The organism is Arthrobacter sp. JSM 101049, assembly GCF_041679245.1.
In the GTDB taxonomy this organism is placed as follows: Bacteria; Actinomycetota; Actinomycetes; order Actinomycetales; family Micrococcaceae; genus Arthrobacter_H.
This window is the reverse complement of the sequence record NZ_JBGFFC010000001.1, coordinates 746,702-773,242: the sequence shown is the minus strand read 5'-3', so window position 1 is coordinate 773,242 and position 26,541 is coordinate 746,702. Positions and strand designations below refer to the sequence as shown.

The window sequence follows — 26,541 nt, the reverse complement described above, 5'->3', positions numbered from 1 at the left end:
TCCAACGCACCACTCGACAGGAGGCAGCCGCAATGGTCGGCACGCCAGCAACCCCCGATGCCGGATCGGCCGCGGCACCGGCCGGACGGACACTTCCCGCAGGAGAGGCGCTGCTCTCCGTCCGCGGGCTCAAGAAGGTCTACCACACCGACGGCGGGGACATCGAGGCGGTGCGGAACCTGACGTTCGACCTGGCCCGCGGCGAGCTCGCCTGCCTGGTCGGGCCCTCGGGGTCGGGCAAGACGACGCTGCTCAAGTGCATCGCCGGCCTGCTCGGTGCCACCGACGGGGAGATCCTGCTCGACGGGGCGAAGGTGACCGGGCCGCCGAAGAAGATGGCCGTGGTGTTCCAGGAGTACGGGCGGTCGCTCTTTCCATGGCTGCGCGTGGCCGAGAACGTCGAGCTGCCGCTGAAGAACGCGGGCGTGCCCAAGGCCGAGCGCAAGGCGCGCGTGGCCGAGGCGCTGGAAGCGGTGGGGCTGGAGGCCGTGCCGCGCTCGTACCCCTGGCAGCTCTCCGGGGGCATGCAGCAACGCGTGGCCATCGCCCGGGCCGTGGCCTACCAGCCCGAGGTCCTGCTGATGGACGAGCCGTTCGCGGCCGTCGACGCCCAGACCCGCGCCGATCTGGAGGACCTGGTCCGCCGGTTGTGGAAGGACCTGGGCATGACGGTCCTGTTCGTCACGCACGACATCGACGAGTCCATCTACCTCGGCGGACGGGTCATCATCCTCTCCTCGTCCCCGACGGTCGTGCAGGAGGACCTGGTCATCGACCTGCCCTCCGAGCGCGACCAGCTCGAAACCCGTTCACTGCCGCGGTTCACCGAACTGCGCCACCACGTGTACGAGGAGATCCAGCGCGCCAAGCGCGGGCACCGGCCCGACGCCGCCGCGTAGCTACACGGTTCCCGCCAGGGCGCGGGCGATGCCGCCGGCCGCGGTCCGCAGGGCCATGACCGCGGCCGGCAAGAGGTCGGACTCCGTGGGCACGACCACCGAGATCACGGCCGCCGCGTGGCGCCGCTCGTCGAGGATGGGCACCGCTGCGCCCGTGGTCCCCGGGTCGGTGAACCCCGCCAACGTCGCGTAGCCGGTGAGGCGGATGTGGGCCAGCGTCCGCCGCAAGTCGGGGTGCAGGGCCAGGGCGTCCTGATGGTGGCGTTCGAGGAACCCCTCGATGACGTGCTGCGGGGAAAAGGCCAACAGGGCCATGCCCATCGACGTGCGCAACACCGGCATGCGTCCGGCCACGTGGGCCTGGTTGACCGCCGCGCCCGGGCGCGAGAGGCGCTCGACGATCAGCACCTCTTCCTCGTGCAGGATCGAGAGCTGGGTGTTCTGCTGCACCAGCCGGTTGATGTCCTCCATGTAGGGAAGGGCCACCAGACGCAGGTCGCGGGTCATCGAGGCGCGGTTGGACAGTTCCCACAGCCGCAGCCCCAGCCGGGTCTCGCCGTCGTCGTTCCGGGCCAGCAGGCCATGGGAGACCAGTTCCTCGACGAGGCGGTAGGCGGTGGCGCGGGGCACCGCCGCGCGGCGGGCCAGAGCGGTGACCGTGAGCGCTGGATGGTCGGCGTCGAAGGCATCCAGGATCCTGACGAACCGGTCCAGCATCGAGTCGCCGGACGGTGAGTTGGCCATGGCTATCCCGCGGCGATGGCCGCGGCGATCTCCCGCAGGTCGACGCGGGCGGGGTCGGACGGCGTCCACTGCGGATTGCGGTCCTTGTCGATGATCTGCGCCCGGATGCCCTCGGGCAGGTCCGGATGCCGCATGAGGTAGGCCGCCACACGCAGTTCCCGGGCCAGGGCGGAGGGCAGGTGCGCGTCATCGCGGGCAGCGCGCACCGCCTGAAGTGCCGTCTGCAGGGCCAACGGCGAATTGCCGCGGATGGCCGCAGCCGCCTCGGCCGCCGACGGGGAGGGGCTCTGGTCGAGTCGCGCCAGGATGGCCGGGACATCCGCGCCGGCATAGGCCGTGTCGATCCATCCGGCCTCGCCCGCCAGCCGGGCAGCGGGGGCCGGGACGCCATGCAGGATCTCCAGGGCGATGGCCACGTCGGGTGCTGGCAGGCCGATGAGGTCGGGCAGTGCTGCCAGGATCTCCTCGAATCCGTCGTCGGCGATGCAGAAGTCGGCGAATCCGGCATGGATCGCATCCCCGGCCCCCATCGTGGACGCCGTGAGGGCCAGGTGCTCACCCAACCGGCCCGGCGCGAGGCCCAGCAGGTGCGTCCCGCCGACATCCGGGGAGTAGCCGATGTGGGTTTCGGGCATGCCGACGGCCGAGCGTGGGGTGACGATGCGGATGGAGGCGTGGCCGGCCAGTCCGACCCCGCCGCCCATGCAGAGCCCGTCCATCAGGGCCACCACCGGCTTGGGGTAGGTGGCGATGAGCCCGTCGAGCTGGAACTCCTCGGCCAGGAAGGACAGGAACTCGTGCTGCTTGCCGGTGGTGATGGCCGTGTGGAAGGCCAGGATGTCGCCACCGGCGCAGAAGCCGCGTTCCCCCGCCCCGCGCAGCACCACGATGCCGACCTCGGGGGCATCGCGCCATGCGTCCAGGTGCCGTGTCAGCGTGGACACCATGGGACGGGTCAGGGCGTTGATCTGGCGCGGCCGGTTCAGGGTCAGGATGCCGATGCCATCGGCGACGTCGGCCAGGACGTGCCCTGCCTCCGGTGGACCGGTTTCCGCTGCCTGCGCCATTGACGTCCGTCCCTTCGCCGAGTCCGTGATTCCCATTCAATGACGCTACCCCCGCCGTGGAGGCCAAGCCAGTTGATCACGCAGGCGATCCCATTGTGTCCCGGGGCAAGAAACGATAGGGTTCGTTATACGAACTTAAGTTCATACAGTGAACATTCGATGGCAGGAGACCCATGCAGCAGGCCTACGTCTACGACGCAATCCGCACCCCCTTCGGCAAGATCGGAGGGGCGCTGGCCTCGCGCCGCCCCGACGACCTGGCCACCCATGTCGTCCAGGCCCTGGTTCAACGGTCCACTGGCCTGGACCCCGAACGCATCGACGAGTCCATCTTCGGCAACGCCAACGGCGCCGGCGAGGAGAACCGCAACGTGGCCCGCATGGCCACCCTGCTGGCCGGTCTGCCCGTCTCCCTGCCCGGCACCACCGTCAACCGCCTGTGCGGATCGTCCCTGGATGCCGCCATGATCGCCTCCCGGCAGATCAACGTCGGGGACGCGGACCTGATGCTGCTCGGCGGCGTCGAATCCATGTCGCGGGCCCCCTGGGTGCTGCCCAAGACCGAGCGCCCGTTCCCGATGAACAACCTCGAACTGGCCAACACCACCCTGGGCTGGCGGCTGGTCAACCCCGAGATGCCCGGTGCCTGGACCGTCTCCCTCGGCGAGGCCACCGAACAGCTGCGCGAACGCGAGGGCATCGACCGCGAACGCCAGGACGCCTTCGCTGCCCGCTCCCACCAGCTCGCCGACGCCGCCTGGAACGCCGGGCACTACGACGACCTCGTCGTCCCCGTCGAGCCCAACACCCGCAAGGGCGTGCGCCTGGACCGCGACGAGACCATCCGCCCCGACTCCACGCCCGAGTCGCTGGCCGGGCTGCGCACGGTCTTCCGCACCGAGAACGGGACCGTCACCGCCGGCAACGCCTCCCCGATGAACGACGGCGCCTCCGCCGCCTGGCTCGGCAGCGAGCAGGCCGCGACCCTGCTCGGCCGCGAACCGCTGGCCCGCATCGCCGGCCGCGGCGCCGCCGCCATCGAACCGCAGTACTTCGGCTTCGCCCCCGTCGAGGCCGCCAACCGGGCCCTGGCCAAGGCGGGCATCGGCTGGGAGGACGTCTCCGCCGTCGAACTCAACGAGGCCTTCGCAGCGCAATCGCTGGCCTGCATCGACGCCTGGGGCATCGACGAGGAGATCGTCAACGCCTGGGGCGGTGCCCTGGCCATCGGCCACCCACTGGGTGCGTCCGGCCTGCGGATCCTCGGCACGCTCGCGCGCCGGCTGCAGGAATCCGGGCAGCGCTGGGGCGTCGCGGCCATCTGCATCGGCGTCGGCCAGGGCCTGGCCGTCGTCCTCGAAAACACCACCAGCAAGTAAAGGGGAAACCACCGTGGCACCACGCATCGCCGCCAACGCCGCAGATGCCGTCTCCGGCATCCACGACGGCGCCACCGTCCTCATCGGGGGGTTCGGCAACGCCGGCCAGCCGATGGAACTGATCGACGCCCTGCTCGACTGCGGGGCCACCGGCCTGACGGTGGTGAACAACAACGCCGGACAGGCCGACGCCGGCCTGGCGCTGCTCATCAAGGAGCGCAAGGTCCGCAAGGTCATCTGCTCCTTCCCCCGCCAGTCCGACTCCTGGCATTTCGATACGGCGTACCGGGCCGGGGAGATCGAACTCGAGCTCGTCCCGCAGGGCAACCTCGCCGAGCGGCTGCGCGCCGCCGGTGCCGGGATCGGCGGGTTCTTCACCCCCACCGGCTACGGCACGCTGCTGGCCGAAGGCAAGGAAACCCGCGAGATCGACGGCGTCGGCTACGTGCTGGAGACCCCGATCAAGGCCGACGTCGCCCTCATCAAGGCGCTGACGGCCGACGAGTTCGGAAACCTGGTCTACCGCAAGACCGCCCGCAACTTCGGCCCCGTCATGGCCACCGCCGCCGCGCAGACCATCGCCCAGGTCGACCAGATCGTCCCGGTCGGCGGGATCGACCCCGAGGTCGTGGTGACCCCGGGCATCTACGTCGACACGGTCGTGCAGATCGCAGGAGAGAACAAATGAGCTACAGCTACACCGCCGCGGCGCTGACCCGCGATGAGATGGCCGAAATGGTCGCCAACGACATCCCCTCCGGCGCCTTCGTGAACCTGGGCATCGGCCAGCCGACCAACGTCTCGAACTACCTCACCGCCGATCAGGGCGTCACCCTGCACACCGAGAACGGCATGCTCGGCATGGGGCCGGTCGCCACCGGCGAGGACATCGACGGCGACCTGATCAACGCCGGCAAGATCCCGGTCACCGAACTCCCCGGAGCCAGCTACTTCCACCATGCCGACTCGTTCGCCATGATGCGGGGCGGACACCTGGACGTCTGCGTCCTGGGCGCCTTCCAGGTCTCCCAGACCGGCGACCTGGCCAACTGGCACACCGGCGCCCCCGGCGCGATCCCCGCGGTCGGCGGCGCCATGGACCTGGCCATCGGCGCGAAGTCCACCTGGGTCATGATGGGCCTGTTCACCAAGGCCGGCGACTCCAAACTGGTCGAGACGCTGAGCTACCCCGTCACCGGTCTGGGCTGCGTCTCGCGGATCTACACCGAATCGGCGATCTTCCTCATCGAGGACGGCACCGTGACGGTGCGCTCCACGCACGGCATCAGCTTCGACGAGCTCGCCGAACGCCTTCCGGTGGAACTGCAGCAGGCCTGACGCACGTCCCCGCGAAGGCCGGTCACCGGATGGCCGGCCCCAGCGGGATGGCCCGTCAAGCCCCGCCGCCGGCTTTAGGATGGGTGGGTTGCCGCGGGATCGCCGCAGCACCGCGCCCCTTCCGGAAGGACACCATGGAGTACGACGTCGAGACGACCCCGGGCACGCCGCCTCCTGCCGTGGCCGGCCAGTTCGTGCAGTCGCTGGCCCGCGGGCTGGACGTCATCCGCGCCTTCGATGCCGAGCACCACTCCATGACACTCACCGACGTCGCCAAGCGCACGGGCCTCTCGCGGGCCACGGCCCGGCGCTTCCTGCTCACCCTGGCCGAACTCGGCTACGTGCGCACCGACGGCAAGCACTTCGAGCTGACCGCCCAGGTGCTCCAACTCGGCTACTCCTTCCTCTCCGGGCACACCCTGACCGAACTCATCGAACCGGTGCTCGAGGAACTGTCCTCGCGGCTGAATGAATCGGCCTCGGCCTCGGTCCTGGACGGAGCCGACGTCGTCTACATCGCCCGCGTCCACACCCGCCGCATCATGCGCGTGGGCATCACGGTCGGCAGCCGCTTCCCCGCCTATGCGACCTCCATGGGCCGCGTACTGCTGGCCCACTTGGACCCGGAGGACCTCGAGGCCGCCCTCGCCGCGCGCCCGCTGCAGGCCCTGACGCCGAACACCATCACCGACCCCACGGTCCTGCGCCGGGAACTGGCCGCCGTCCGGGCACGGGGCTGGTGCCTGGTGGACCAGGAACTCGAGGTCGGCCTGCGCTCCATCGCAGTGCCTGTCATGTCCCCGGACGGCGCCGTCGCCGCGGCCCTGAACGTCTCGATGAGCACCCTGCCCGGGGCCTCACCGACCGGAGACGGAACCGACGAGGCAATGGAGATCCTGCCGCAGCTTCAGGACGCCGCCGCTCGCATCGAGGAAGCGCTGCGCGCCCGACGCTGAGCGCCGTGGTCGGTTCGCGGGGATGTCGTCTGTGAAGGGTGGTCTGGGGAGCCGGGACGGGTTACAGTCTCGGTAACCTTCCGGCCGGACCACGTCCGCCGCCACCAGCGCGGCGCGTGGGCATCGGCCGGCACCTGCGGCGGGGGAGCAGCGCATGTCGACCCGGAACCATCTGTTCACCCAGGGCGCTGTCGCGTCCGTGGCGCTGGCGCTCGTCACCGCCGGCGGGGCGCCGCCGGCCGCCGCCGCCCCATCCGTGACAGCCGCGTTCCGCCCGGTCGCCTCGCCGATCGCATCGACGGTGGCCCTGCAGGCCCTCCCCGCGGCCAAGACCGTGAAATACGCGAAGACGACGGCGAACCTGAACCTGCGCCGGAACGCCGGGACGAAGTACCCGTCGTTGGGCGTCATGAAGAAGGGGACGGTGGTCGCCCGGACCGGCAGGACGTCCGGGGCGTGGTGGCAGGTCAGGTACGGCAGCAAGACCGGCTGGGCTTCATCGGACTACCTGCGGTCCACGGCCAAGCCGGCAGCGGCCAAGCCCCAGCCCGGCGCGGCCAAGGCCATCCGCTGGTTCGCCGGATCCCAGGCTCTGTATGCCAAGCCAACCTTCGCCTCGAAGCGGCTGCAGGCGTTCACCAAGGGAATCAAGGCCACCCAGCTGCGCACCTCGGGTTCATGGTCCTACGTCCAGGCCCCCGGTAGCCGGGGCTGGGTCCCGACCAGGGACCTGTCGAAAAAGGCGACCCGCTACACCGGCTCGACCATCCTTCCCTCCAGCAGCCACCGCTGGACCCGCTACGCCTCCCATGTCCGCACCGGGGGATCGACCTCGACGCGGAGCTTGGGGGTGGTGCCAGCCGGGGAGATGATGCCCGTGCTGTCCGGGCGCAACGGCTGGTCGCGGGTGAAGACCTCGAAGGGCACCGGCTGGATCAAGAACACCCTGCTGACCAACCTCGCGACGAAGGCCCCTCCGCATCTGCAGCCGGTGACCGCCAGGATGATCAAGAAGGTCAAGGCCAGGTACGGGCGGACCTACAGCTCCGTCGGCACGTTGCGCAACGGGTCCATCGGGCACCGGCTCGGCGTCGGGTCGGACTTCATGATGCGCGGCTGGAGCGCATCCTCGGGCATCCGCAATGGCAACAACCTGGCTGCCTATCTGGTGCGGAACCGCGCCTCGCTGGACATCGACTACATCATCTGGCGCGACAGGATCTGGCTTCGGCAGGACGGGCAATGGGGGCCCTACTCGAAGGGCGGTTGGGGCCGGCATCTGAACGCGCGCGGCTGGAACGCCACGACCATGCACTACGACCACGTCCATGTGGAGAACCTGGTGGATTGAGACGGCCGGGATCGCGGGGACCGTCGATAAAGTTGAACACCTTCGGCCGTTGCGGTCACTCCGGATGGGCTAGGTGCTCGCGGGTGTGGCTAATCCTTGCCCGGGGGCGGTCGATAGTGCTCAGGTAAGAGTCCACGCAGCCAGGGGGAAGCCACGACCATCAATTCCATCTCATCGGCAGGGTTGATGGGCGCGGTCCCCCCGTTCGTTCGCAGTTTCCCAGATGAAGGGGGACTTCTCATCGGGAGGTTTGCTCACCAACTCCGACATTGCCTTGATCAAGGCGGCCACGCACACCGAGTTCAACTGGCCGCCGGCGGTTGGTGAGGGGGCGCCACAGGCGGCGTTCGACCTCTCCATGGTGCGCCTGCGCCAAATGCAGCAGGGCTCGGTGATCGCGGAATTTACGGCCAAGGATTTGGCCAATCTGCGCCGAGCGGGCCTGGTAGACGCCGATTTTTTGCAGGGGGCCATCGAGTATCTCAAGGGGTGCGGCCGGGATGACGACCGGACAGCGGGTTCGTCGTCCCAGGCTCCTCCGACGGACCTGACCCGTGCGTCGGGAACTGTCGCTCAGGACGGGGCCGTCTACCTCTGAACCGGCCGGCAGGCACGACATCTTTCGTCCTCCGCCGCCTCAGGGGGCGATGCTGATCTGCCGGAGCTCGGCGGCCAGCCGGTCCATGAACACGTCGACCTTCGGGCTGCGCGAGCTGCCCACCTGTAGTGCGAAGATGCTGCGGGCCAGGCGGATCTCCGGCACGTCCAGCACCACGAGGCCGTCGGGCTTCTGCTGCATGGCCAGAGCCGGCACGAGGGCTGCGCCCAGGCCCGTGGAGGCCAGATGGAGGGAGGCGTTGAAGTCGTCACAGTGGGCCATGACGCGAGGATGAAGGTCGAGTGAGGCGAAGAGCCGGGATATGACCGTCGCGTCCGACGTCCCGGGGTGGTGCATGATCCAGGGCATGTTCGCCAGCTGGGCGGCATCGACCCGCGCACCATCGGCGAATTTCCAGGAAGCCGGGACCACGACCCGGAAGTCGTCGTCGCCGAGCCATTGCCGGTCCATCGTGCCCGGCCAGCCCAGCCCCGTCTGGCCGACCTGGAAGACCAGGGCGAGGTCAAGCTCGTTGCCGGCCTGCAGGCTGGCGATCGTCTGGTGCGGTTCGCCCACGCTCACCCGCAGCCGGATTCCGAGCCCTGCCCAGTCGCGGGCGCCGAGCAGCCGGGGGAGGGCGAACGTGGCCAGCGAGGGGAAGATGCCCAGCCGCAGCTCCTGGGCGGGGTCCGCACCCGGGGCCCCCGCCGCCGTCGTGCTCGCCGCGAGCAGCGCATCGATGTCGGTGAGGACCTTGCGGGCGTGCCGAGCCATGGTGGCCGCCGCCTCGGTGGGCTCGATCGCGCGGGCGGAGCGGCGGAACAGCACGACCCCGGAGTCCCGTTCGAGGGCCGTCATCTGCTGGGAGACGGCGGAGGCGGTGTAGCCGAGGGGGACCGCGGCCGCAGCGAAGGAGCCGTGGGCGATGACCTCCAGGAGCGTGCGCAGATGCACGGGGTTGACCATCAGCGCTCCTGGGGGTCGACGAGGGTACAGCTAGCAATGCTATGCCATGCTAGTCCTCGTCGTCGTCCTCCCGCGCCGCCTTGTCCTCGTCGTCGAGCTCCCATTGCGAGGCCAGCAACTCCTCGTCGGATTCCTCGTCGGGGTCGTCCAGCTCGTCCACCACGTACCGGTGCCGGCGCAGCGGGTCGATCCGGTCCATGGTCTCCGGGGCGTCCGAGGACCCGTCCTCCGGTGACCCGTAGCGGCCGTCGCCCGGCTCGTCGAGATCGTCTTCGGGAAGCTCGTCGAAGACCGTGTCATCATAGGTACCGCTCATGGCCATTGCCCTCCTGCTCCGCGTGCCGGGCCCGGTGCCCGGTGGCACGTCTGACACCACCAGCGTAGGACGCGGCGACGCGGTTGGGAACGGGGCTCCGCTACCGCCCCCGGGGCGTCGTCCGGGAGGAACTAGCCGCGCAGCCCCATGGCCCCGGCCGTGAGCCGGACCGAGGCGAGGCGGTCGACGGGATCCGAGGCGTTGTGCACGGTGATCAGCTCGTCCGCGTGGGCGCTGCGTGCGAACCCCTCGAGGTAGTCCCGCACCGACTCGGGGGACCCGACGGCGGTATAGGCCAGCATCTTCAGGATCTGCTCGCCGGCGGCGGACTCCATCAGCATGTCGATCTCCGGCTCCGTGAAGGGCGTTTCGCGGCCGCGTCCGAGGAAACTGGAGACGCGGTCGCGGCGGACCTGCTCCATCTGGACCTGTGCCTGTTCGTTGGACTCGGCGGCCACGACGCCGACGCCGGCGATCACGTAGGGCTCGGAGAGCTGTTCGGAGGGCTGGAAGTTGTTGCGGTAGGCGCCGATCGCCGCGTGCAGTGCATCCGGGGCGAAGTGCGAGGCAAACGAATACGGCAAGCCCAGCTGGGCGGCCAGCTGGGCCCCGAACAGGCTCGACCCCAGGATGTACAGCGGCACGTCGGTGCCGGCGCCCGGGTAGGCGTTGACCGTCGGGATGCGCGAGTTCCCCGTCAGGAAACCCTGCAGTTCAAGGACGTCGTGCGGGAAGGAGTCCGCGGCGGCGGGGTCGCGCCGCAGGGCGCGGAAGGTGGCCTGGTCGCTGCCCGGCGCCCGGCCGAGTCCGAGGTCGATGCGGCCGGGGAACAGCGTCTCCAGAGTCCCGAACTGCTCTGCGATGACCAGCGGCGAGTGGTTGGGCAGCATGATGCCGCCGGCGCCGAGGCGGATGGTGGAGGTCTGCTGGGCGATGTGGCCGATGAGGACCGAGGTCGCGCTGGAGGCGATGGTGGCCATGTTGTGGTGCTCGGCGTACCAGATCCGCGTGTAGCCGGCCGTTTCGGCCGCCCGGGCCAGTTCGACCGACTCCCGAAACGTGTCGGCGATGGTGCTGCCGGCCGGAACCGGTGCGAGGTCAAGAAGGGAAAGGGGGATGCTCACGTAGGCGACAACCCGGCGTCGTGCCCAAACATTCCCCGTGCAGCGCGGCGGGCAAAACAATCGCAAAATTTCTGTTGCAAAGAGTTCTTTGGCATCGTATGCTGTGCTCATGGAACCACTTGAGGAACCCGCTCGACACGCCGCCCGCCCGCTGGGCCTTCCGGCCTTGAAGGCGCTGAGCCACCCACTGCGCCTGCAGCTGCTGGAAATGCTCTCCCGGTATGGGGCGCAGACGGCCAGCGGCCTCGCCGAGCGGCTGGGGGAATCGAGCGGATCCACCAGCTACCACCTGCGCCAGCTGGCCAAGCACTCGCTGGTCCGCGAAGTCCCGGACAAGGGCAATGCGCGGGAACGCTGGTGGGAACGGCCTCCCGGCCCGATCACCGTGGGGCCGGAAAGCCGGCAGGGGGACGCGGCCACCATCTCGGCTGCGCGGATCGTGGCCCGGCAGTTCGAACAGAACCGTGCGCAGGCGCTGGAGGATTTCCTGCGGTTCGGCGACGAGGCGCTAGGGGCCGACTGGATGGACGCGGCGGTCCTGAACACCTCCAACCTGCGCGTCTCCCGCGAGCAGCTGGCCGACATCTCCGATCGCGTGGTCGCTTTCCTCGGCGACATCGTCGAGGAATACCGCGACATCGGCGGACCGGACGCACGACCGGTCCAAATGCACTTCAACGCCTTCCCGCTGGTTGATCCGGGGCATCCCGGGACCGCCGGCACCGCACACCAGGAGAAAACGACATGATCACCCGCACCCTGCCGGCAGGCACGGTCCCGACGCGGACCCTGCGCATCCTCGAACCCGACGGCTTCGGCACCGCCCTCATCGGCGCCGGAACGGCACTGACCGACTGGGGCGAGCACCTCACCGCCCGCCGCGCGGCACGGCACGCCGCCCTGCGCTCGGCCAGCGGCCGGGACCGGGCCAGCCGGTTGCACGACCGCGAGGAGGCGGTCGCCGACGCGTTGGCCACGCGGCACTCCGGACTCGGCCTGTAGGACCCGGGTGGAGCCGGCTACCGTCGCGGGGTGGACAGTTCCGGGGCGGTGGTCGGCTCGCTGCCGTAGAGCTCCTCGATGAGGCGCAACCCGCGGTTGGCCCACGCGATCTCGGCCTCCGCCCGGGCGATGAGCCCCTCATAGGCGAAGCGCTTGAAGGCCACCGTCCGGTGGCGGTCCCCTGCGGGCGTGACCTCCAGACGGCGGTTCAGCATGGCGCTGGTGCCCGTGTCGATCTCGCGGATTTTGGCCTCCCACTGGCGCAGCAGGGCCGTGTTGTGTGAGATGTGGTCCTGCATTTGCGAACGCGCGGCCTCCGGCGTGGCCCACTCCAGGTAGGCGGCGCGCAAATGAGCCGGGTCGCGCACGCGGGAGAAGCCCATGGGCTCGTTCATCCAACAGGTGAAGGCCTCCGCCCCCGCGCCGGTGACGTGGTAGCGGCGCTTGGTTCCGTTCCTGCCCCAGGCGATGTCCTCGCCCTCGACCAGGCATTCCTTCTCCATCTTGCGCAGCTCGGGGTAGATCTGCGAGTCGGGGGCGTACCAGACGTGCCCGACCGATTCGCCGAACAGCTTGTACAGGTCATAACCCGTCATCGGTTCGACGTTCAGCAGCGCCAGGATGGCATAACGCAGGCTCATTCGCGCACCTTTCAGGGATCCGTGTGCTCATCATAGGCGGGGGCCGCGGCTGGGCCGGCCAGCAGGGCGCCGGTGCCGCTGCGGACTGCGCTACCCATGCCGGGAACCGCCGCTACCGGGCGTACCCGGTGCGCCATCCGCCCTGGTAGTCGCCGCGGGCGGCAACCGAGTAGGGCGCCGCGCTGACCACGACGCGGGCCGTGAACTGGCGGTGCGGTTCGACGGTGGTCTTGGCGGTTCCACCGTCGGGCTCCCCCCAGACGACCCGGAGTTCGGCTCCCTCGGGGATGCCCGGGTCGATGGTGGCCAGCGAGAGGCCGCGTCGTTCATTCGAGCTGTACCCGGTGAACATGGACAGGCCCACCGTGTTGCCGTCGGCATCGATCACGCGGTCATAGTTGGATGATCCGTAGTTGGCCAGGGGCAGGTCGAAGTACTTGTAGGGCTCCTGTTCGGTGTCCAACACCGATGTGAGGATGGTGCCCAGGTCCTCCGCGTTCCATGCCAGGGTGACCTTGCGGCGCTGGGTGGCCGGATCGATCTGCTCCAGGGCCTGTCGGCCGATGAAGTCATGGTCGAACTTCACGAAGGAGCCGTAGCCGAGTTCCCACGGCGTGAGGTAGTAGTCCTCGATGTCCCCGGAGACGAAGCTGCCGGCCACGGCGTTGGTGGCCTCGTAGCTGTCGGCACCGAGCCACTGACGGTAGGACCGCAGATCCTCGCCTGTGTAGATCCCGGGGAGCGGGGACGGGATCCACCCCGACTCCAAGGTGTTGGAGGGATAGGCCCGGGCGCCCACGGCGAGCATGCCGAACTCCAGTCCGGCCTCGAGGACCGCGTCGCGGATCAGGTCGTAGGACTCGTACGGACCCCAGATCTCCAGGCCCGGAGCGCCGGCCATGCCGTGGCGGAGGGTGCGCACTGTCTGCCCGGCGATCTGCAGGGAGTCCATGGTGAAGAACTTCAGCTGTTCGACGGGGGCGCCGTTGAGCTTCTCGATGATCTTCCAGGCGTTGGGACCCTGGATCTGGAACCGCCAGTAACGCCGCTGCACAGGCTTGCCCATCGGCCGTGAGGGCGAGCGCCGGTCCACCTCGATCTCGACGTCGTAGCCACCCGTCTCGCCGTGGAACAGCAGCCAGTTCGCGGCCGGGGCGCGGCCGACGTAGACGTATTCGTCGTCCGCCTCGTGGAACAGGATGCCGTCGCCGATGACGTGCCCGGCCGGCGTGGTGGGCACGTATTGCTTGGCCTTGTTGACTGGGAAATTGGCCACCGAGTTGATGGCCGTGTCCGAGATCAGCCGCAGCGCATCGGGGCCGGAGATGAACAGGTTGTCCATGTGGTGTGTCTGGTCGTAGAGCACTGCGGTCTCGCGCCAGGCGCGTTGCTCGCTGCGCCAGTTCGTGAATTCCGGTGCGACCACGGGGTAGATGTAGGCGCCGATCTGGGAGTTGCGCAGGAGCTCGACCGTGCTTCCTGCGGCGTCGAGGACTTCCTGGAGGTTCTGGGGCGTCATGGGTATTCCTGTTCCTGGGGGAGGGGGTGGCCGAGGGCGGCGGGGGCGTCTGCCGGTTGGCCGTGACGTGGGTCACGCCGTCGGTCCGAGCCTATGACTATGGAGGTAGTTATGTCGAGGGGTACACACGCCGGCCCCGCGGGTGTGGGCCGATGGCCGTCCGCGTCACCCGGATCGGCGGCGACCGGGGGCCGGGCCGGTCAGGACCCGGCGTCAAACTCCACGGCCCACCGGGCAGTGGCCTGCAGGCCGCCGAAGGTATACAGGTGCAGCCCCACCTCGCCGTGGAGGTCCGGGACCAGCGCCGCGGCCAGGTCGGCAACGAACCGGTCGGGGCCGGTGGTCCCGAGCAGGTTTGTCAGCGAGAAGCCGTATTTGTGCGCAATTCCCGCCGACGAGGCCACCCCGAAGCGGCGGGCATAGGCCAGGAGCCTCTTGATGCCGGCCGGCCCGGGAACGCCGATGCGGACGGGCAGGTCAATGCCCCGGTCGCGGAGTTCGGCCAGCCAGGTGAGCACGGGGGCGGTGTCGAAGCCGAACTGGGTGATGATCGATCCCGAAAACCCGGCGTCGTGCAATGCCGCCGCCTTGTCCTGGAGCGCCTTCCAGAGGGTGGCGTCGTCGATCTCGGGGTGTCCTTCGGGGTACCCCGCGATGGCCACCTGCGTGATGCCGTGCGCCTCGAGCCGGCCCGAGGTGATCAGCGAGAGTGCATCCGGGTACGGACCTAGGGGTTCGGCCGGATCCCCGCCGACGGCGAAGACCCTGCTGGGTCCTGCCTGCTCCTGCAGCGCCTGCAGGAATCGGTCGAGCTCGGCCGTGGACAACACCCGCCGGGCCGAGATGTGGGGGACCGGGTCGAAGCCAGCGGAGCGGACCGCCGCTGCCGCGGCAACCCGCATGGACAGGTCCTCGTTGCCCAGGTAGGTGACATTGACGTGGGTCCCCGGCGGAATGATGCCGACGGCCTCTGCCAGTGCGGGGCTGTCCTTGCCCGTCATCTCCAGGGAGAAACCGCGGACCAGATCGGAGGGGGAGGGGTGGTGGGTACCCGGTGTGGAAGGCATGGTGGATCCTTTGCGTCGGTCCACACAACCTACCTACGTCGATAGGGTGCGTCCAGTGTCGAGGATTTCAAGATAGATGGTTTGTTCAATGATTGAAAAGTTATTGTAAATGTCGCGACTCGTCGCTAGCGTGTGGGGTACGCCATATCGCGTCGCCGATGGAGTGCGACGCTGCGGGTACATGATCGGCCAGGTGGTCTTGCCGATCCTTGACGAGGAGGCATTCATGAGGAAGTCGCGAGCGGGGACGCTGGGATTGGGGCTGGCTGCGGTACTGCTGTTGAGCGCCTGCGGCGGCGGTTCGCCGTCGGGCAGCGCGGACGCGCCATCGAGCGGAGGAGCGGACGGAGAGCTGACCCCCATCAGCGTCGGGGTGCTCTCCATTGCCCCGTCGGTCGCCATGCAGTACGGCATCGACGAAGGCATCTTCGAGGACCATGGCCTGAAGGTCGAGCTGCAGACGGGCCAAGGCGGTGCTGCCATGCTGCCCGCGATCTCGAATGGGAACATGAACTTCGCGGTGGGCAACCCGCTGTCCGTGTTGACCGCGGCCGACAAGGGGCTGGATGTGCGCATTGTCACCGGCTACTCCGGTTCCAAGGCCGAGGGCGAGGACATCAACGGCGTCGTGACGCGCAAGGACTCCGGAATCGACGGCTTTGCCGACCTGGCGGGCCAGACCACATCAGTCAACACGCTCAAGACGCAGGGGGACCTGACGATCATGGAGGCAGCGGCCCAGGAGGGTGCCGACCCCGCGCAGCTCAAGTTCAATGAAATGGGGTTCCAGGACATGGAAGCCCAGCTTGACCGCGGCAACACCGACGCGATTTGGGTTCCGGAACCCTTCCTGAGCAAGGCCCTGGCCGATGAGGACAACAAGCTGGTCGGATTTCCGAACCAGGAGGCGATCCCGGGCCTTCCCACCATGGTCACCTTCACCAGCGGCGACTACGCCGAGAACAGCTCCGAGATCGTCGACCGGTTCCGTGATGCGATGGAGGAGACGCTGACCGGCGCCCAGGCGAACCAGAGCGACGCCAAGGCCCTGTTGCCCGAATTCATGGGCATGGACGCGGGGATGGCCAAGGGGCTCAAGATGGAACCGTGGGATGCGGCCGTTCCCACCGAGCAGCTGCGAAAGCTCGGGGAGCTGACCGTCAAATACGATTACCTGTCCAAGGAGCCGGATCTGGACAAGATCATCGTGAAGTAGCACCGGGAGGCCGCCAGCCGGTCCCCGCAACGAAAATGGTGGCATCCCCGAAGGGATGCCACCATTTTCAGGTGATCTCACCGGCCCGTTTGAGGGCCCGATGGAAAACTTAGACGGCGCGGATGTCCGTGGCCTGCAGGCCCTTCTGGCCCTGGGTCACCTCGAACTCGACCCGCTGGCCCTCTTCGAGGGAGCGGAAGCCGTTGGACTGGATCGCGGAGTAGTGCGCGAACACGTCGTCCGAGTTGTCATCCGGAGCGATGAAGCCGAAGCCCTTTTCAGCGTTGAACCACTTGACGGTACCAATTGCCATGATTGTGTCCTTTCGAGACTGTCCGCAGGGGACGTAGGGGTTGTCACCACCGGACTTGGCAGTGACATGCAGCTACGAGATTTACCGCGAGTCAAAAAGAGACACTCCCCGCGAGCGGGGCCTTGACACTGAAATTACTGCGAGAAAACTACGACTACATGTTCCACAATACGCGAGATTGCCGCCAGAACCTATCGCCCGGGCAAAACCCGCTGGAGATTCATCCCGCCTTTGCCTGCCGTTCACCGTCGGCCGGCACCGGCTGCGGCGCTCCGGACGCTTCCGTGATGGCCGGGCCGCCGTTCTTCAGGGCCAGGCGGACCACCACGAGCGCGACGAGCATGAGGGCCGCCGCGATCGCGGCGGTGATGGTGACCCCGCTGTCGAAAGCCCTGGCGGCCGAGTCCAGCAGGCTCGTGGCTGCCGAGCGGTCGGGCATCGACCCCGCAACCTCCACGGCACCTCCCAAGGTCTCCTGGGCCTGTGCGGCCTGGCTGGGTTCCAACTGGGACGGCACCGAGACGGCGCTGCTGTAGGCCGCGTTGAGGATGCTGCCCAGGACTGCGGTGCCCAGCACGGAGCCGACCTCGTAGGCGGTCTCCGAGAGGGCCGCGGCGGCACCCGCCCGGGCCGGCGGGACGGCCGAGAGAGCCAGGTCGTTGGAGATCGTCTCCGCCAAGCCGACGCCGATGCCCAGGACGCAAAACGCCGCCAGCAGGGCGGCCAGCGATCCCGAACGCCCGAGAGCCAGCACCAGGGTATAAGCCGCGGCGCTGAAGGCCAGGCCGGTGATGACGACGGCTGCCGGTCCGATCTGCCGGACCAGGGGAACGGCCACGAAGCCGAAAACCACCGTCAGGACCAGCCCGGGCACCATGAAGAGGCCGGCTTCCATCGGCGAGAGGCCCGCGATGAGCTGGAGGTGCTGCGAGAGGAAATAGATGAACCCCACCAGCGCGAACACGCTCAGGAGGTTGACGGCCAGGGCCGCGGAGAACGTCGGATTGCGGAACAGCCGGATATCGAGCATCGGGGCCTGGCTGCGCAGTTGACGGCTGGCGAACGCGAATCCACAGGCCACGCCCAGGCAGACTGCTGCAACGGCAAGTGCTGCGGACCCGTCCCCCACGGCGGCCTTGATCCCAAAGGTGATGGGCAGCAACGTGCCCACGGCCAGGAGAATGCCCAGCGGGTCCATCCGGCCCGGCTGCGGGTCGCGGGATTCGGGGACCAGGAAGGGGGCGAGAAGGACCAGGGGCAGCAGCATGGGGACGGACAGCAGGAAAACCGATCCCCACCAGAAGTGCTCGAGCAGCCATCCGCCGACGATCGGGCCGAGCGCCGCGCCCCCGGAGAAGGCCGAGGCCCACGCGGCGATCGCGGTCCGGCGCTCGGTCGGGTCGGCGAAGATGTTGCGGATCAGCGAGAGCGTGGCCGGCATGAGCATGGCCCCGAAGACCGCCATCAGGGCACGAGCCGCGATGAGCAGCGACGCGTCGGGCATGAAGGCCGCGACGGCCGACACCGCCGCGAACCCCACCGCGCCGATCAGCAGGACCCTGCGGCGGCCGATCCGGTCTCCCAGGCTTCCCATCGGGACCAGGAGGCCGGCCAGGACCAGCGGGTAGGCGTCGATGATCCAGAGCAGTTGCGTCGACGTCGGGTCCAGCGCCGTCGACAGTGCCGGGACGGCGAAGCTGAGCACGGTGTTGTCCACCGCGACCAGCAGGACGGGGAACATGAGCACGCCCAGGGCGGCCCAGCGGCCCGCCCGGCCCGGGCCCGCCTGCCGGGCGGATGGCTGCATCGTGGTCATGGTGGTCCTCGCATCGACTGGAACTGACCCTGTTACTGTACCGTCTGGACGGTATGTCGTCCATGGTGCGTCGATGACCACTCGGAGCCGCGCAAACGCTAGAGTCGGGACCATGTCCAGACCACCAGCAGCGCGGGAGAAGCTCCTCGGCGCCTATTGCAGCCTGCTGCGCACGGAGGGGGAACGCGCCGCGACCATGGACGCCACGGCAGCCCTTGCCGGCGTGTCCAAGGGCGGGCTGCTGTATCACTTCCCCTCCAAGGACGCGCTGGCCGACGCCGTCATCGACCGCCTGCTGCAAACGGCCAGCGAGGACAACGAGCGCATGGCAAGCGCCCCCGAGGGCGCGGCGCGCTACTACGTGCGCACCTCGACCGCCGGCGACACGGAATTCGACACCTGCTACCAGGCGGTGGTGCGCCTGGCCGCCGGTTCCTACGCCCCGGCTGCGGCGGCCCTGGACCGTGTCCATGGCGATTGGGAGCGGCTGGTGCGCCAGGACGTCCCGGATCCGCATGCCGCCGAGGCCATCATGCTGATCGGCGAAGGACTGTACTTCCACTCGACGATGCCCGGCAGCTGGTCGCGGTCACTCGTCGGCTCCGACATCGAAGCGCTGCTCGGCCAGGTCGACCGGCTCAAGGAAGGACGCTGATGGCGTACCGCCTCCCGCTGCGGCCATGGAAGGGGCGCATCGCGGCGCTGGTGGGCATCATGCTCATGGCGCTGAGCGTGCGCGCCGCCGTGGTCTCGGTCCCTCCGCTGCTGGACCTCATCGGCCCGGAACTGGGGTTCACCTCCTTCACGACCGGCCTGCTGGCCATGCTGGCACCGGTCATCTTCGCCGTCTCCGGGTTGTTCACCCCTCGGCTGATCGCCGCCCTGGGGCTGGAACGCACGCTGGTGCTGGCCGTGCTGGTGGCCATCGTCGGACAGGCCGGCCGCGCCTTCGTGGGCGACGTCGCCTCGTTCCTGCTGCTCTCGGCCCTGACCATGGTCGGCTACGGCATCGGCAACGTCGTGCTGCCCCCGCTGGTCAAGAAGTACTTCCCCGACCGCATCTCCTCGGTCACCTCCGGGTACGTGACGCTCATCGCCATCGGCACGGCGATGAGCCCGATGTTCGCCGTGCCGCTCGAGCAGATTTCCGACTGGCGGTTCTCCATCGGCTTCTGGACCCTGGCCAGTGTCGTGGTCCTCATCCCCTGGGCCATCCAGTTCTCCGCCGACCGCCGGCGGCGTGCCGCCCAGAGGGTCGAGGACGCCCGGCTGGCAGCGGACGAAACGCAGGACGAGATGCAGGCCCGGCTTTCCGCCGTCGTACCGGTCGAGGCCGACCGGCGGATCAATCCCTGGCGCTCCCGCGTGGCCTGGGGACTGGCGATCTTCCTGGCCGGCAACTCGGGGCAGACCTACGTCTACTTCACCTGGCTGCCGCCCTACCTCATCGGCGAGGGCCTCGATCCGGCGGTGGCCGGCAGCGCGCTGGGGTACTTCGCGCTCCTCGGGCTGCCCGTGAGCCTGCTGGTCCCGCTCATCGTCCCGCGGATGAAGCACCCCATCTACGCCGCCGGCCTGTTCATCGTGTTGTGGATCATCGGGCATGCGGGCATGTTCTTCCTGCCCACCCAGGGCACGTGGTGGTGGATCACCTCCGCTGGGCTCGGCCAGGGCACGTTTGCGATGGCCCTGCTGATGATCAACCTGCGCTCGCGCACCACCTACGGCTCCGGCGTGCTGGCCGGCTTCAGCCAGGGCGTCGGCTACGCCGGCGCCGCGATCGCGCCGCTGCTCTTTGGCGTCGTGCGCGACGCGACCGGTGGCTGGGCGGCGTCCTTCGGGATGCTGGGCATCTGCCTGCTGGTGCTCATCGTCGGTGCCGTGATGATCAACGGCCCCCGGCAAATCGAAGACGACGCCGACGCCCCGCGGCAGGTGGCGCGCGTCTGAGGTCCGGCCGTCCGGGCAGGTCAGGCACCCGCCCGGGCCAGCACCTTGTGCAGGGTGTTCAGATTCCGGGTCGTCAACACCGGCTTGTGCCGGGCGCGCCCCAGCTCCCGGGCCAGCGGAGTGTCCAGCGAGCTGCCGCGCGGGACCTGCCAGTACAGCACCTGGTCCCCGGCGGCGAACCTCTCCCCGTCCACCGGCACCGGGTCGGCCCCGAGCACGTGCGCCACGGCATCGGCAGCGGCGGCGAACACCACGTAGTCGTGCCGCTGGATGCCGTCGTCCACGGCGGGGAAGGGGTAGGCGTCCACGATCGCGGCGAGCCGTTCCGGGGGCACGACGATGACCCAGGCCTCGTAGCCGAAGCGCGCCCGCAGCACGGCCTCGACGTCCGCCTTCAGCGCCGCGGCATCGCCGGTCCCGGCGTCCAGCACCACGTTCCCGGAGGCCAGCAGGGTCGAGACGCGGGTGTATCCGGCCGCGGTGAGCGCCTCGGCCAGGTCCTTCATGGCGATGCGGATCCCGCCGACGTTGATGCCGCGCAGGAAGAGGGCGTAGGTGGGCATGGGCCCATTCTGCCCTGCCGGGCACGACGGCGGAATGCCCGCCCGGGTGCCGGGCCACGGGCGCGCGGTGCACTGGCGGGCAGTACCGGGCCTTCGGCGGCACGGGAGCCGATGGGTAGGCTCGGAACATGACGACCCACGCACCCTACGGTTCCTGGCCCTCCCCGATCTCCGCGGACTCGCTGGTGGCCACCAGCACCCCCGTCGGCGCCCCGCGCTTCGCCGGCGGCGGCATCTGGTGGCTGGAGGGCCGGCCCGCCGAGGGCGGCCGGTTCACCGTGGTGGCGCAGGGGACCCCACCCCGCGAACTCGTCCCCGCCCCCTACAACGTGCGCAGCCGCGTCCACGAATACGGCGGCGCCGCCTGGGCCCCCGTGGACGGCGGAGCCGACGGCCGGCTGCTCTTCTCGAACTTCTCCGACCAGCGCGTGTACCTGCGCACCGACGACGGGATCAGCCCGCTGACCCCGGAATCCACCCCGGCCGGCGAACCGGAGGCCGACCCCCTGCTGCGCTTCGCCGAATTCGTGCCGTCCTGGCGCGATGGCGAGGTGCTGGCCGTCTGCGAGGACCACCGCGGGGCAGGGCTCGAGCGGTACGTCGTCGCCATCCCGCTCGACGGCAGTGCCGCCGGGGACGCCGCCGGCCTGCGGCCGGTGACGCCCGCCTCCCGCTTCGTCGCGTTTCCGCGGGTCTCGCCCGACGGCCGGGCCATCGCCTGGATCAGCTGGGAGCACCCGCAGATGCCCTGGGACGGCACCGTCCTGCACGTCGGCACGCTCGACGATGCCGGCACGGCCGCCGCGGTGCGCGACCTCGCCGGCTCCACCACCGAATCGGTCCTGCAACCCGAATGGCTGGACGCCCGGACCCTGGCCTTCGCCTCGGACCGCTCCGGCTGGTGGAACCTGTACGCGCAGGACCTCGACGGCGGTCCGGCCCGCGCGCTGTGCCCACGTGAGGAGGAATTCGCCGAACCGCTGTGGGAGATCGGCAGCTGCTGGTACGCAGTGCTCGACGACGGCAGGATCCTGGCTGCCCACGGCACCCATGGCCTGCGGCTGAGCCTGCTCGATCCGGCCACCGGCACGCTGGAGGACCTGGACCTGCCCCTGACCCACGCGGTGCCCGCCGATGTCCGCGGTGGCAGGCCCGGGGAACCGGTGCAGGCGCTGCTGGTGGGGAACAGCGCCACCGAGGGCCCCGGATTACGGCGCGTGGACCTGGACACGCGGCGGCTGCGGATGGTCCGCCGGTCGTTGGAGGAGCTGCCCGACCCCGGCGCGCTGCCGGCCGGCCGGGCCATGCAGTTCCCCGGGGCCGACGGCGCCGTCGTGCACGCCAACGTCTATGAACCGGCCATGGCCGGGTACGCCGGTCCCCAGGACGAGAAGCCCCCGTTCGTCGCTTTCGTCCACGGCGGACCCACCGGGCAGGCCCGCATCGGCCTCTCCCTGGCCATCGCCTACTACACCAGCCGCGGACTCGGCGTCGTGGACGTGAACTACGGCGGATCCAGCGGGTTCGGGCGGGCCTACCGCGACCGGCTGAAGGGCCAATGGGGCGTGGTCGACGTGGCGGACACCGTGGCGGTCCTGCGCGGGCTCGTCGACGCGGGCCTGGCGGATCCGGACCGCCTGGCGATCGAGGGCGGCTCCGCCGGCGGATGGACCGCGCTGGCCTGCCTGGTGGGCACCGACGTCTTCGCCGCCGGCATCTCCCGCTACGGCGTCGCCGACCTCGAGGCCCTGGTCGCCGACACGCACGACTTCGAGGCGCACTACATGGAATCGCTGGTCGGACCCTGGCCGGCGGCCCGCGACCTCTACGCCGAACGGGCCCCGATCAACCACGTGGACCGGCTGGACTGCCCGGTGCTGCTCTTGCAAGGCGACGAGGACCGCGTCGTCCCGTCGACCCAGTCGCAGGCGTTCGCCGACGCCCTGGCGGCCAAGGGCATCGAGCACGCCTACATCCTGTTCGCCGGGGAACAGCACGGCTTCCGGCAGGCGGCGAACATCGTGCGCGCCCAGGAGCTCTCGCTCGCGTTCTACGCCAACGTGTTCGGGTTCGACGCCGACGTCGCCCCGATCGAACTCACGCGCGGGCCGGAGGCCACGGCATGAGCGCGCCCCGGGAGGAACCCGGCGACGGCGGCACCCCGTCCGCAGTGGAGGTGCTGGTCTTCGGCACGGTGCAGGGGGTCGGCTTCCGCTACCGCACCCGGCAACGCGCGGAGGCCCTGGGCCTGGGCGGCTCGGCCGCCAACCTGCCCGATGGCAGCGTCCGCGTCATCGCCCAGGGGCCGCGGGACCGGGTGGCGGAGCTCGTCGACTGGCTGCGTTCGGCACAGGCCCCCGGCCGGGTCGAGCGGGCCGAGGTCCGGGAGCGCGACGTGTCCACCCGCCTCACCGGGTTCGACGTCGGCTAGCGCGTGCGGATCAGCTTGCGGTTGACGAACTCGTCCATCCCGTACTTGCCCAGCTCGCGGCCCACGCCGGAGCGCTTGACGCCGCCGAAGGGCAGCTCGGCGGCGGTGCCGGCCGGCTCGTTGATGTAGACCATGCCGGCGTCGATCTGGTGGGCCACCCGCTGGGCGCGCTGCGGGTCCTCGGTGAAGATCGACGATCCCAGCCCGAACGGGGTGTCGTTGGCCAGGGCGACGGCGTCCTCCTCGCTGGCGACCTTGAAGATCATCGCGACCGGACCGAAGAGCTCCTGGTGGAAGGCCTCCATGTCGGGGGTGACGCCGGTGAGCACGGTGGGCTGGAAGAACGCGGAGTCCTCCGCGACCTTGGACCCGCCCACCAGGGCGGTAGCTCCCTCGGCGATCGCGGATTTCACCTGCTTTTCCAGGTTGTCGGCGGCGGCCTGCGAGGACAGCGGGCCCAGGAACGTCTTCTCGTCGGCCGGGTCCGACGGGGTGATCGCGGACAGCGACTCGGTGAACTTCTCGACGAAGTCGTCGTAGAGGTCCTCCATGACCACGAAGCGCTTGGCCGCGTTGCAGGCCTGCCCGCCGTTGCCCATGCGCCCGTTGACCGCGCGCTTGACGGTCTTGTCGAGGTTCGCGGTGTCCAGCAGGATGAACGGGTCCGAACCACCGAGTTCGAGCACCACCTTCTTCAGGTTCCGCCCGGCGACCTCGGCCACGGCCGAACCGGCGCGCTCCGACCCGGTGAGCGAGACACCGGCAATCCGCGGGTCAGCGATCAGGTCGGCGATCTGCTCGTTGGTCGCGAAGATGTTGACGTAGGCGCCGTCGGGGGCACCGGCGTCGCGGAAGATCTGCTCCATGGCGAGCGCCGACTCCGGGCACTGGGGTGCGTGCTTGAGCAGGATCGTGTTGCCGTTCATCAGGTTCGGCGCGGCGAACCGTGCCACCTGGTAGTACGGGAAGTTCCACGGCATGATGCCCAGCAGCACGCCCAGGCCCTCCTTGCGCACGACGGCGGTGCCACCGGCTGCGACGTCGAGTTCCTCGTCCTCGAGGTACTTCGGCCCGTTCTCGGCGTAGTAGCGGTAGATGGACACGACGATGTCGATCTCGCCCCTGGCCTGCAGCACCGGCTTGCCCATTTCGCGCGTGATGATGGCGGCGAGCTCGTCCTTGCGCTCGGCGTAGAGGTCGGCGACACGGCCCAGCAGGGCGACCCGGTCATCGACGGCACTGGTGCGCCACGTGCCGAATGCGGCGTGGGCTGCCGCAGTGGCGTCCTGCAGGCCGGCATCGCTGATGGTGTCGTATTCCTTCTCGACCTGGCCGGTGGCTGGATTGGTGACGGCGTAGATGCTCAACTTGGCTCCTTCGATGGGGACGTGCTGTCGTGGCCATTCTGCCTGAGAAGCCACGTCTTCGGCACAGCGTCGGGCCCCGCGCGGGTATTCCCGGGCGCGGGGTCAGCGGCTGCGGTCCACCCGCGCCTCGTCCCAGACCGGCTCCTCGGTCTCGTAGACCCGCCCGTCGGAACCGAAGACCAGGAACCGGTCGAAGGACTTGGCGAACCAGCGGTCGTGGGTCACGGCCAGGACGGTTCCCTCGAACGCGTTGATCGCGCGCTCCAACGCCTCGCCGGAGTGCAGGTCCAGGTTGTCGGTCGGTTCGTCGAGCAGCAGCAACGTGGCACCGGAGAGCTGCAGGAGCAGGATCTGGAAACGGGCCTGCTGGCCGCCCGAGAGCGAGTCGAAGGCCTGCTCGGCCTGCCCGGCCAAACCGTAGCCGTCCAGGGCCCCGGAGGCCGCCTCCCGGCCCAGCCCCGAACGATGCTCGTCGCCGCGGTGCAGGATATCCAGCAGGTTGCGGTGCCCCAGGTCGGGCCGGACGTGCGTCTGGGTGAAGTAGCCGGGGCGGATGCGGGCCCCGAGCTTCACCGTCCCCTCGTGGGGGACCTCGGCCAGCACGATGTCGGAGACCGGCAGGTGCTCGCGTTCGGGGTCCGTGCCCCCGGCGGCGAGCAGGCGCAGGAAATGGGACTTGCCCGAACCGTTGGAACCGAGCACGCCGACGCGGTCCCCGAACCAGATCTCCGTGGAGAACGGCTTCATCAAACCGGTCAGTTCCAGCTTCTGGGCGACGATGGCCCGCTTGGCCGTGCGGCCCCCGCGGAGGCGCATCTTCACGTTCTGCTCGATGGGCAGGGCCTCGGGCGGGCCGATCTCCAGGAACTTCGCCAGCCGCGTCTGCGCCGCGTGGTAGCGGTTGGCCATGTCGGAGCGGAAGGCCGCCTTGTTCTTGTACATGTTCACCAGCTCCTTGAGCTTGGCGTGCTCCTCGTCCCACCGCTTGCGCAGTTCCTCGAAGCGGGCGTTGCGGTCGGCGCGGGCCTCGACGTAGCTGCCGAACGACCCGCCGTGGATCCAGGCCGAGGCACCGTTGATGCCCGGTTCCAGGGTGACGATCCGCTCGGCGGCCTGGTTGAGCAGCTCGCGGTCGTGGCTGATGAACAGCACTGCCTTGTCGCTGCTGCGTAGCTTGGACTCGAGCCAGCGCTTGCCCGGCACGTCGAGGTAGTTGTCGGGTTCGTCGAGCAGCAGAACCTCGTCGTTGCCGGCGAACAACGCCTCCAGGACCAGGCGCTTCTGCTCGCCGCCGGACAGGGTGGAGGCCGGCCGGTGCTGGGCGCGTTCGAAGGGCAGGCCGAGGGCGGCCATGCAGACCTCGTCCCACACGGTCTCGATCTCGTAGCCGCCGGCGTCGCCCCAATCGACGATGGCCTGGGCGTAGCGCATCTGGGTCTTTTCCTCCGCGGCAGGGGAGGAGTGGTCGGCCAGCATCGCGTCTTCGGAAGCGGCCAATTCGGCGGCGGCGGCGGCCAGGGCCGGGGGCGCGGCGGAGACCAGCAGATCGCGCACGCTGGACTCGTCGCGGACCTGTCCGACGAACTGGCGCATGATCCCCAGGGTTCCGGAGAGCCCCACGGTTCCACCGTCGGCCACCAGGTCACCGGCGATGATCTTGAACAGCGTGGTCTTGCCGGTGCCGTTCGGGCCGATCAGGGCGGTCTTGCTGCCGGTGCCGACCTTGAAGAAGACCTCGTTGAGCAGCTGCGTGCCGTCGGAGAGGAAGTAGTCGATCCCGGCAACATCGATATGACCCATCCGGACAGTCTAGGTGGGATCAGGTATGGCTTCCCAACCCTGCCAACTCGGCGCAACGCCGTCGTTCGCTATTGCCCTGGCGCCCGGTCAGTTAGGCCGAACTCCGGTGACAGCCCCG

27 protein-coding genes are annotated in these 26,541 nt (G+C 69.4%); 14 read left to right on the top strand and 13 right to left on the bottom strand.

The genetic code is table 11. From position 1 onward, the window contains the following. The first annotated feature begins 32 nt into the window (after positions 1 to 32). Positions 33 to 899 carry an ABC transporter ATP-binding protein gene (locus tag AB8M85_RS03630; protein WP_372697711.1) on the top strand — a complete coding sequence of 289 codons (867 nt, stop codon included), beginning with the start codon at positions 33 to 35 and terminating at the stop codon, positions 897 to 899. Here AB8M85_RS03630 and AB8M85_RS03625 read toward each other — a convergent pair whose 3' ends face one another. Next, on the bottom strand, positions 900 to 1,643 hold the full coding sequence (locus tag AB8M85_RS03625; protein ID WP_372697393.1) for an IclR family transcriptional regulator: 744 nt from the start codon (positions 1,641 to 1,643) through the stop codon (positions 900 to 902). It lies immediately after the preceding gene. A 2-nt stretch (positions 1,644 to 1,645) separates the two neighbouring features. After that, complete coding sequence (locus AB8M85_RS03620; RefSeq protein ID WP_372697392.1) at positions 1,646 to 2,746, bottom strand: enoyl-CoA hydratase/isomerase family protein; 1,101 nt, start codon at positions 2,744 to 2,746, stop codon at positions 1,646 to 1,648. Between the two features lie 137 nt (positions 2,747 to 2,883). Here AB8M85_RS03620 and AB8M85_RS03615 point away from each other — a divergent pair, with 137 nt between their 5' ends. The 6 genes from AB8M85_RS03615 to AB8M85_RS03590 all read left to right on the top strand — a co-directional run bounded on the left by AB8M85_RS03615 (position 2,884) and on the right by AB8M85_RS03590 (position 8,332). Beyond that, positions 2,884 to 4,089, top strand: coding sequence for an acetyl-CoA C-acyltransferase (locus tag AB8M85_RS03615; RefSeq protein ID WP_372697391.1), 1,206 nt, complete (start codon positions 2,884 to 2,886; stop codon positions 4,087 to 4,089). 13 nt (positions 4,090 to 4,102) lie between these two features. Continuing rightward, positions 4,103 to 4,777: a 3-oxoacid CoA-transferase subunit A gene (locus tag AB8M85_RS03610; protein WP_372697390.1), complete on the top strand. Its 675-nt coding sequence runs from the start codon at positions 4,103 to 4,105 to the stop codon at positions 4,775 to 4,777. Next, the gene (locus tag AB8M85_RS03605) at positions 4,774 to 5,427 is read left to right on the top strand and encodes a 3-oxoacid CoA-transferase subunit B (protein ID WP_372697389.1); all 654 of its coding nucleotides are present in this window, start codon (positions 4,774 to 4,776) and stop codon (positions 5,425 to 5,427) included. Before AB8M85_RS03610 ends, AB8M85_RS03605 begins: the two co-directional genes overlap by 4 nt. A gap of 134 nt (positions 5,428 to 5,561) precedes the next feature. Further along, positions 5,562 to 6,383, top strand: coding sequence for an IclR family transcriptional regulator C-terminal domain-containing protein (locus AB8M85_RS03600; protein WP_372697388.1), 822 nt, complete (start codon positions 5,562 to 5,564; stop codon positions 6,381 to 6,383). Positions 6,384 to 6,537: 154 nt separating this feature from the next. Then, positions 6,538 to 7,734, top strand: coding sequence for an SH3 domain-containing protein (locus AB8M85_RS03595; protein ID WP_372697387.1), 1,197 nt, complete (start codon positions 6,538 to 6,540; stop codon positions 7,732 to 7,734). A gap of 250 nt (positions 7,735 to 7,984) precedes the next feature. Continuing rightward, positions 7,985 to 8,332 carry a hypothetical protein gene (locus AB8M85_RS03590; RefSeq protein WP_372697386.1) on the top strand — a complete coding sequence of 116 codons (348 nt, stop codon included), beginning with the start codon at positions 7,985 to 7,987 and terminating at the stop codon, positions 8,330 to 8,332. Positions 8,333 to 8,371: 39 nt separating this feature from the next. Here AB8M85_RS03590 and AB8M85_RS03585 read toward each other — a convergent pair whose 3' ends face one another. The 3 genes from AB8M85_RS03585 to AB8M85_RS03575 all read right to left on the bottom strand — a co-directional run bounded on the left by AB8M85_RS03585 (position 8,372) and on the right by AB8M85_RS03575 (position 10,738). Then, entirely contained in the window at positions 8,372 to 9,298 is a 927-nt protein-coding gene (locus AB8M85_RS03585; protein ID WP_372697385.1) for a LysR family transcriptional regulator, read from the bottom strand. A 49-nt stretch (positions 9,299 to 9,347) separates the two neighbouring features. Then, a complete protein-coding gene (locus AB8M85_RS03580) occupies positions 9,348 to 9,614 on the bottom strand; it encodes a hypothetical protein (protein ID WP_372697384.1) in 267 nt (88 codons plus the stop codon). Between the two features lie 131 nt (positions 9,615 to 9,745). Continuing rightward, entirely contained in the window at positions 9,746 to 10,738 is a 993-nt protein-coding gene (locus tag AB8M85_RS03575) for an LLM class flavin-dependent oxidoreductase (RefSeq protein ID WP_372697383.1), read from the bottom strand. Positions 10,739 to 10,847: 109 nt separating this feature from the next. Between AB8M85_RS03575 and AB8M85_RS03570 the strand changes: the two genes are divergently transcribed. Then, positions 10,848 to 11,486 carry an ArsR/SmtB family transcription factor gene (locus AB8M85_RS03570; RefSeq protein ID WP_372697382.1) on the top strand — a complete coding sequence of 213 codons (639 nt, stop codon included), beginning with the start codon at positions 10,848 to 10,850 and terminating at the stop codon, positions 11,484 to 11,486. Then, positions 11,483 to 11,740 carry a hypothetical protein gene (locus AB8M85_RS03565; protein ID WP_372697381.1) on the top strand — a complete coding sequence of 86 codons (258 nt, stop codon included), beginning with the start codon at positions 11,483 to 11,485 and terminating at the stop codon, positions 11,738 to 11,740. The genes AB8M85_RS03570 and AB8M85_RS03565 overlap by 4 nt, the downstream gene beginning before the upstream one ends. A gap of 17 nt (positions 11,741 to 11,757) precedes the next feature. Here AB8M85_RS03565 and AB8M85_RS03560 read toward each other — a convergent pair whose 3' ends face one another. The 3 genes from AB8M85_RS03560 to AB8M85_RS03550 form a co-directional block, all read right to left on the bottom strand. After that, positions 11,758 to 12,381, bottom strand: a complete 624-nt coding sequence (locus tag AB8M85_RS03560) for a PadR family transcriptional regulator (RefSeq protein ID WP_372697380.1) — start codon at positions 12,379 to 12,381, stop codon at positions 11,758 to 11,760. A gap of 112 nt (positions 12,382 to 12,493) precedes the next feature. Further along, the gene (locus tag AB8M85_RS03555; protein WP_372697379.1) at positions 12,494 to 13,900 is read right to left on the bottom strand and encodes an aminomethyl transferase family protein; all 1,407 of its coding nucleotides are present in this window, start codon (positions 13,898 to 13,900) and stop codon (positions 12,494 to 12,496) included. A 200-nt stretch (positions 13,901 to 14,100) separates the two neighbouring features. Continuing rightward, on the bottom strand, positions 14,101 to 14,967 hold the full coding sequence (locus AB8M85_RS03550) for a methylenetetrahydrofolate reductase (RefSeq protein WP_372697378.1): 867 nt from the start codon (positions 14,965 to 14,967) through the stop codon (positions 14,101 to 14,103). Positions 14,968 to 15,193: 226 nt separating this feature from the next. On the opposite strand from AB8M85_RS03550, the gene AB8M85_RS03545 reads away from it, so the two are divergent. After that, on the top strand, positions 15,194 to 16,183 hold the full coding sequence (locus tag AB8M85_RS03545) for an ABC transporter substrate-binding protein (protein ID WP_372697377.1): 990 nt from the start codon (positions 15,194 to 15,196) through the stop codon (positions 16,181 to 16,183). 109 nt (positions 16,184 to 16,292) lie between these two features. Here AB8M85_RS03545 and AB8M85_RS03540 read toward each other — a convergent pair whose 3' ends face one another. Then, positions 16,293 to 16,496 carry a cold-shock protein gene (locus AB8M85_RS03540; RefSeq protein WP_343901574.1) on the bottom strand — a complete coding sequence of 68 codons (204 nt, stop codon included), beginning with the start codon at positions 16,494 to 16,496 and terminating at the stop codon, positions 16,293 to 16,295. 220 nt (positions 16,497 to 16,716) lie between these two features. Continuing rightward, positions 16,717 to 18,312: an MFS transporter gene (locus AB8M85_RS03535; RefSeq protein ID WP_372697376.1), complete on the bottom strand. Its 1,596-nt coding sequence runs from the start codon at positions 18,310 to 18,312 to the stop codon at positions 16,717 to 16,719. A 112-nt stretch (positions 18,313 to 18,424) separates the two neighbouring features. On the opposite strand from AB8M85_RS03535, the gene AB8M85_RS03530 reads away from it, so the two are divergent. Both AB8M85_RS03530 and AB8M85_RS03525 read left to right on the top strand, forming a co-directional pair. Next, positions 18,425 to 18,967 (top strand): TetR/AcrR family transcriptional regulator, encoded by a 543-nt coding sequence (locus AB8M85_RS03530; protein WP_372697375.1) that lies wholly within the window; start codon positions 18,425 to 18,427, stop codon positions 18,965 to 18,967. Further along, complete coding sequence (locus tag AB8M85_RS03525) at positions 18,967 to 20,262, top strand: CynX/NimT family MFS transporter (protein WP_372697373.1); 1,296 nt, start codon at positions 18,967 to 18,969, stop codon at positions 20,260 to 20,262. The genes AB8M85_RS03530 and AB8M85_RS03525 overlap by 1 nt, the downstream gene beginning before the upstream one ends. 20 nt (positions 20,263 to 20,282) lie before the next feature. Here the strand turns inward: AB8M85_RS03525 and AB8M85_RS03520 are convergent, their stop codons facing one another. After that, a complete protein-coding gene (locus AB8M85_RS03520; protein ID WP_372697372.1) occupies positions 20,283 to 20,825 on the bottom strand; it encodes a DUF1697 domain-containing protein in 543 nt (180 codons plus the stop codon). A gap of 128 nt (positions 20,826 to 20,953) precedes the next feature. Between AB8M85_RS03520 and AB8M85_RS03515 the strand changes: the two genes are divergently transcribed. Together AB8M85_RS03515 and AB8M85_RS03510 are read left to right on the top strand one after the other, a co-directional pair. Next, positions 20,954 to 22,951 (top strand): prolyl oligopeptidase family serine peptidase, encoded by a 1,998-nt coding sequence (locus AB8M85_RS03515; protein ID WP_372697371.1) that lies wholly within the window; start codon positions 20,954 to 20,956, stop codon positions 22,949 to 22,951. Then, positions 22,948 to 23,256, top strand: a complete 309-nt coding sequence (locus AB8M85_RS03510; RefSeq protein ID WP_372697370.1) for an acylphosphatase — start codon at positions 22,948 to 22,950, stop codon at positions 23,254 to 23,256. The genes AB8M85_RS03515 and AB8M85_RS03510 overlap by 4 nt, the downstream gene beginning before the upstream one ends. Here the strand turns inward: AB8M85_RS03510 and AB8M85_RS03505 are convergent. After that, positions 23,253 to 24,623, bottom strand: a complete 1,371-nt coding sequence (locus AB8M85_RS03505) for an NAD-dependent succinate-semialdehyde dehydrogenase (RefSeq protein WP_372697369.1) — start codon at positions 24,621 to 24,623, stop codon at positions 23,253 to 23,255. The two genes, AB8M85_RS03510 and AB8M85_RS03505, sit on opposite strands and share 4 nt — an antisense overlap. A gap of 102 nt (positions 24,624 to 24,725) precedes the next feature. Beyond that, on the bottom strand, positions 24,726 to 26,423 hold the full coding sequence (locus tag AB8M85_RS03500) for an ABC-F family ATP-binding cassette domain-containing protein (RefSeq protein ID WP_372697368.1): 1,698 nt from the start codon (positions 26,421 to 26,423) through the stop codon (positions 24,726 to 24,728). Positions 26,424 to 26,541: the final 118 nt, after the last annotated feature.

Coding starts and splice junctions, on each gene's coding strand:
- AB8M85_RS03555 (WP_372697379.1), bottom strand. CDS start 13,900: ATGACGCCCCAGAACCTCCAGGAAGTCCTCGACGCCGCAGGAAGCACG.
- AB8M85_RS03510 (WP_372697370.1), top strand. CDS start 22,948: ATGAGCGCGCCCCGGGAGGAACCCGGCGACGGCGGCACCCCGTCCGCA.
- AB8M85_RS03580 (WP_372697384.1), bottom strand. CDS start 9,614: ATGAGCGGTACCTATGATGACACGGTCTTCGACGAGCTTCCCGAAGAC.
- AB8M85_RS03615 (WP_372697391.1), top strand. CDS start 2,884: ATGCAGCAGGCCTACGTCTACGACGCAATCCGCACCCCCTTCGGCAAG.
- AB8M85_RS03570 (WP_372697382.1), top strand. CDS start 10,848: ATGGAACCACTTGAGGAACCCGCTCGACACGCCGCCCGCCCGCTGGGC.
- AB8M85_RS03525 (WP_372697373.1), top strand. CDS start 18,967: ATGGCGTACCGCCTCCCGCTGCGGCCATGGAAGGGGCGCATCGCGGCG.
- AB8M85_RS03600 (WP_372697388.1), top strand. CDS start 5,562: ATGGAGTACGACGTCGAGACGACCCCGGGCACGCCGCCTCCTGCCGTG.
- AB8M85_RS03560 (WP_372697380.1), bottom strand. CDS start 12,381: ATGAGCCTGCGTTATGCCATCCTGGCGCTGCTGAACGTCGAACCGATG.
- AB8M85_RS03520 (WP_372697372.1), bottom strand. CDS start 20,825: ATGCCCACCTACGCCCTCTTCCTGCGCGGCATCAACGTCGGCGGGATC.
- AB8M85_RS03585 (WP_372697385.1), bottom strand. CDS start 9,298: ATGGTCAACCCCGTGCATCTGCGCACGCTCCTGGAGGTCATCGCCCAC.
- AB8M85_RS03545 (WP_372697377.1), top strand. CDS start 15,194: ATGAGGAAGTCGCGAGCGGGGACGCTGGGATTGGGGCTGGCTGCGGTA.
- AB8M85_RS03500 (WP_372697368.1), bottom strand. CDS start 26,423: ATGGGTCATATCGATGTTGCCGGGATCGACTACTTCCTCTCCGACGGC.
- AB8M85_RS03535 (WP_372697376.1), bottom strand. CDS start 18,312: ATGACCACGATGCAGCCATCCGCCCGGCAGGCGGGCCCGGGCCGGGCG.
- AB8M85_RS03595 (WP_372697387.1), top strand. CDS start 6,538: ATGTCGACCCGGAACCATCTGTTCACCCAGGGCGCTGTCGCGTCCGTG.
- AB8M85_RS03620 (WP_372697392.1), bottom strand. CDS start 2,746: ATGGGAATCACGGACTCGGCGAAGGGACGGACGTCAATGGCGCAGGCA.
- AB8M85_RS03625 (WP_372697393.1), bottom strand. CDS start 1,643: ATGGCCAACTCACCGTCCGGCGACTCGATGCTGGACCGGTTCGTCAGG.
- AB8M85_RS03630 (WP_372697711.1), top strand. CDS start 33: ATGGTCGGCACGCCAGCAACCCCCGATGCCGGATCGGCCGCGGCACCG.
- AB8M85_RS03515 (WP_372697371.1), top strand. CDS start 20,954: ATGACGACCCACGCACCCTACGGTTCCTGGCCCTCCCCGATCTCCGCG.
- AB8M85_RS03605 (WP_372697389.1), top strand. CDS start 4,774: ATGAGCTACAGCTACACCGCCGCGGCGCTGACCCGCGATGAGATGGCC.
- AB8M85_RS03540 (WP_343901574.1), bottom strand. CDS start 16,496: ATGGCAATTGGTACCGTCAAGTGGTTCAACGCTGAAAAGGGCTTCGGC.
- AB8M85_RS03565 (WP_372697381.1), top strand. CDS start 11,483: ATGATCACCCGCACCCTGCCGGCAGGCACGGTCCCGACGCGGACCCTG.
- AB8M85_RS03550 (WP_372697378.1), bottom strand. CDS start 14,967: ATGCCTTCCACACCGGGTACCCACCACCCCTCCCCCTCCGATCTGGTC.
- AB8M85_RS03530 (WP_372697375.1), top strand. CDS start 18,425: ATGTCCAGACCACCAGCAGCGCGGGAGAAGCTCCTCGGCGCCTATTGC.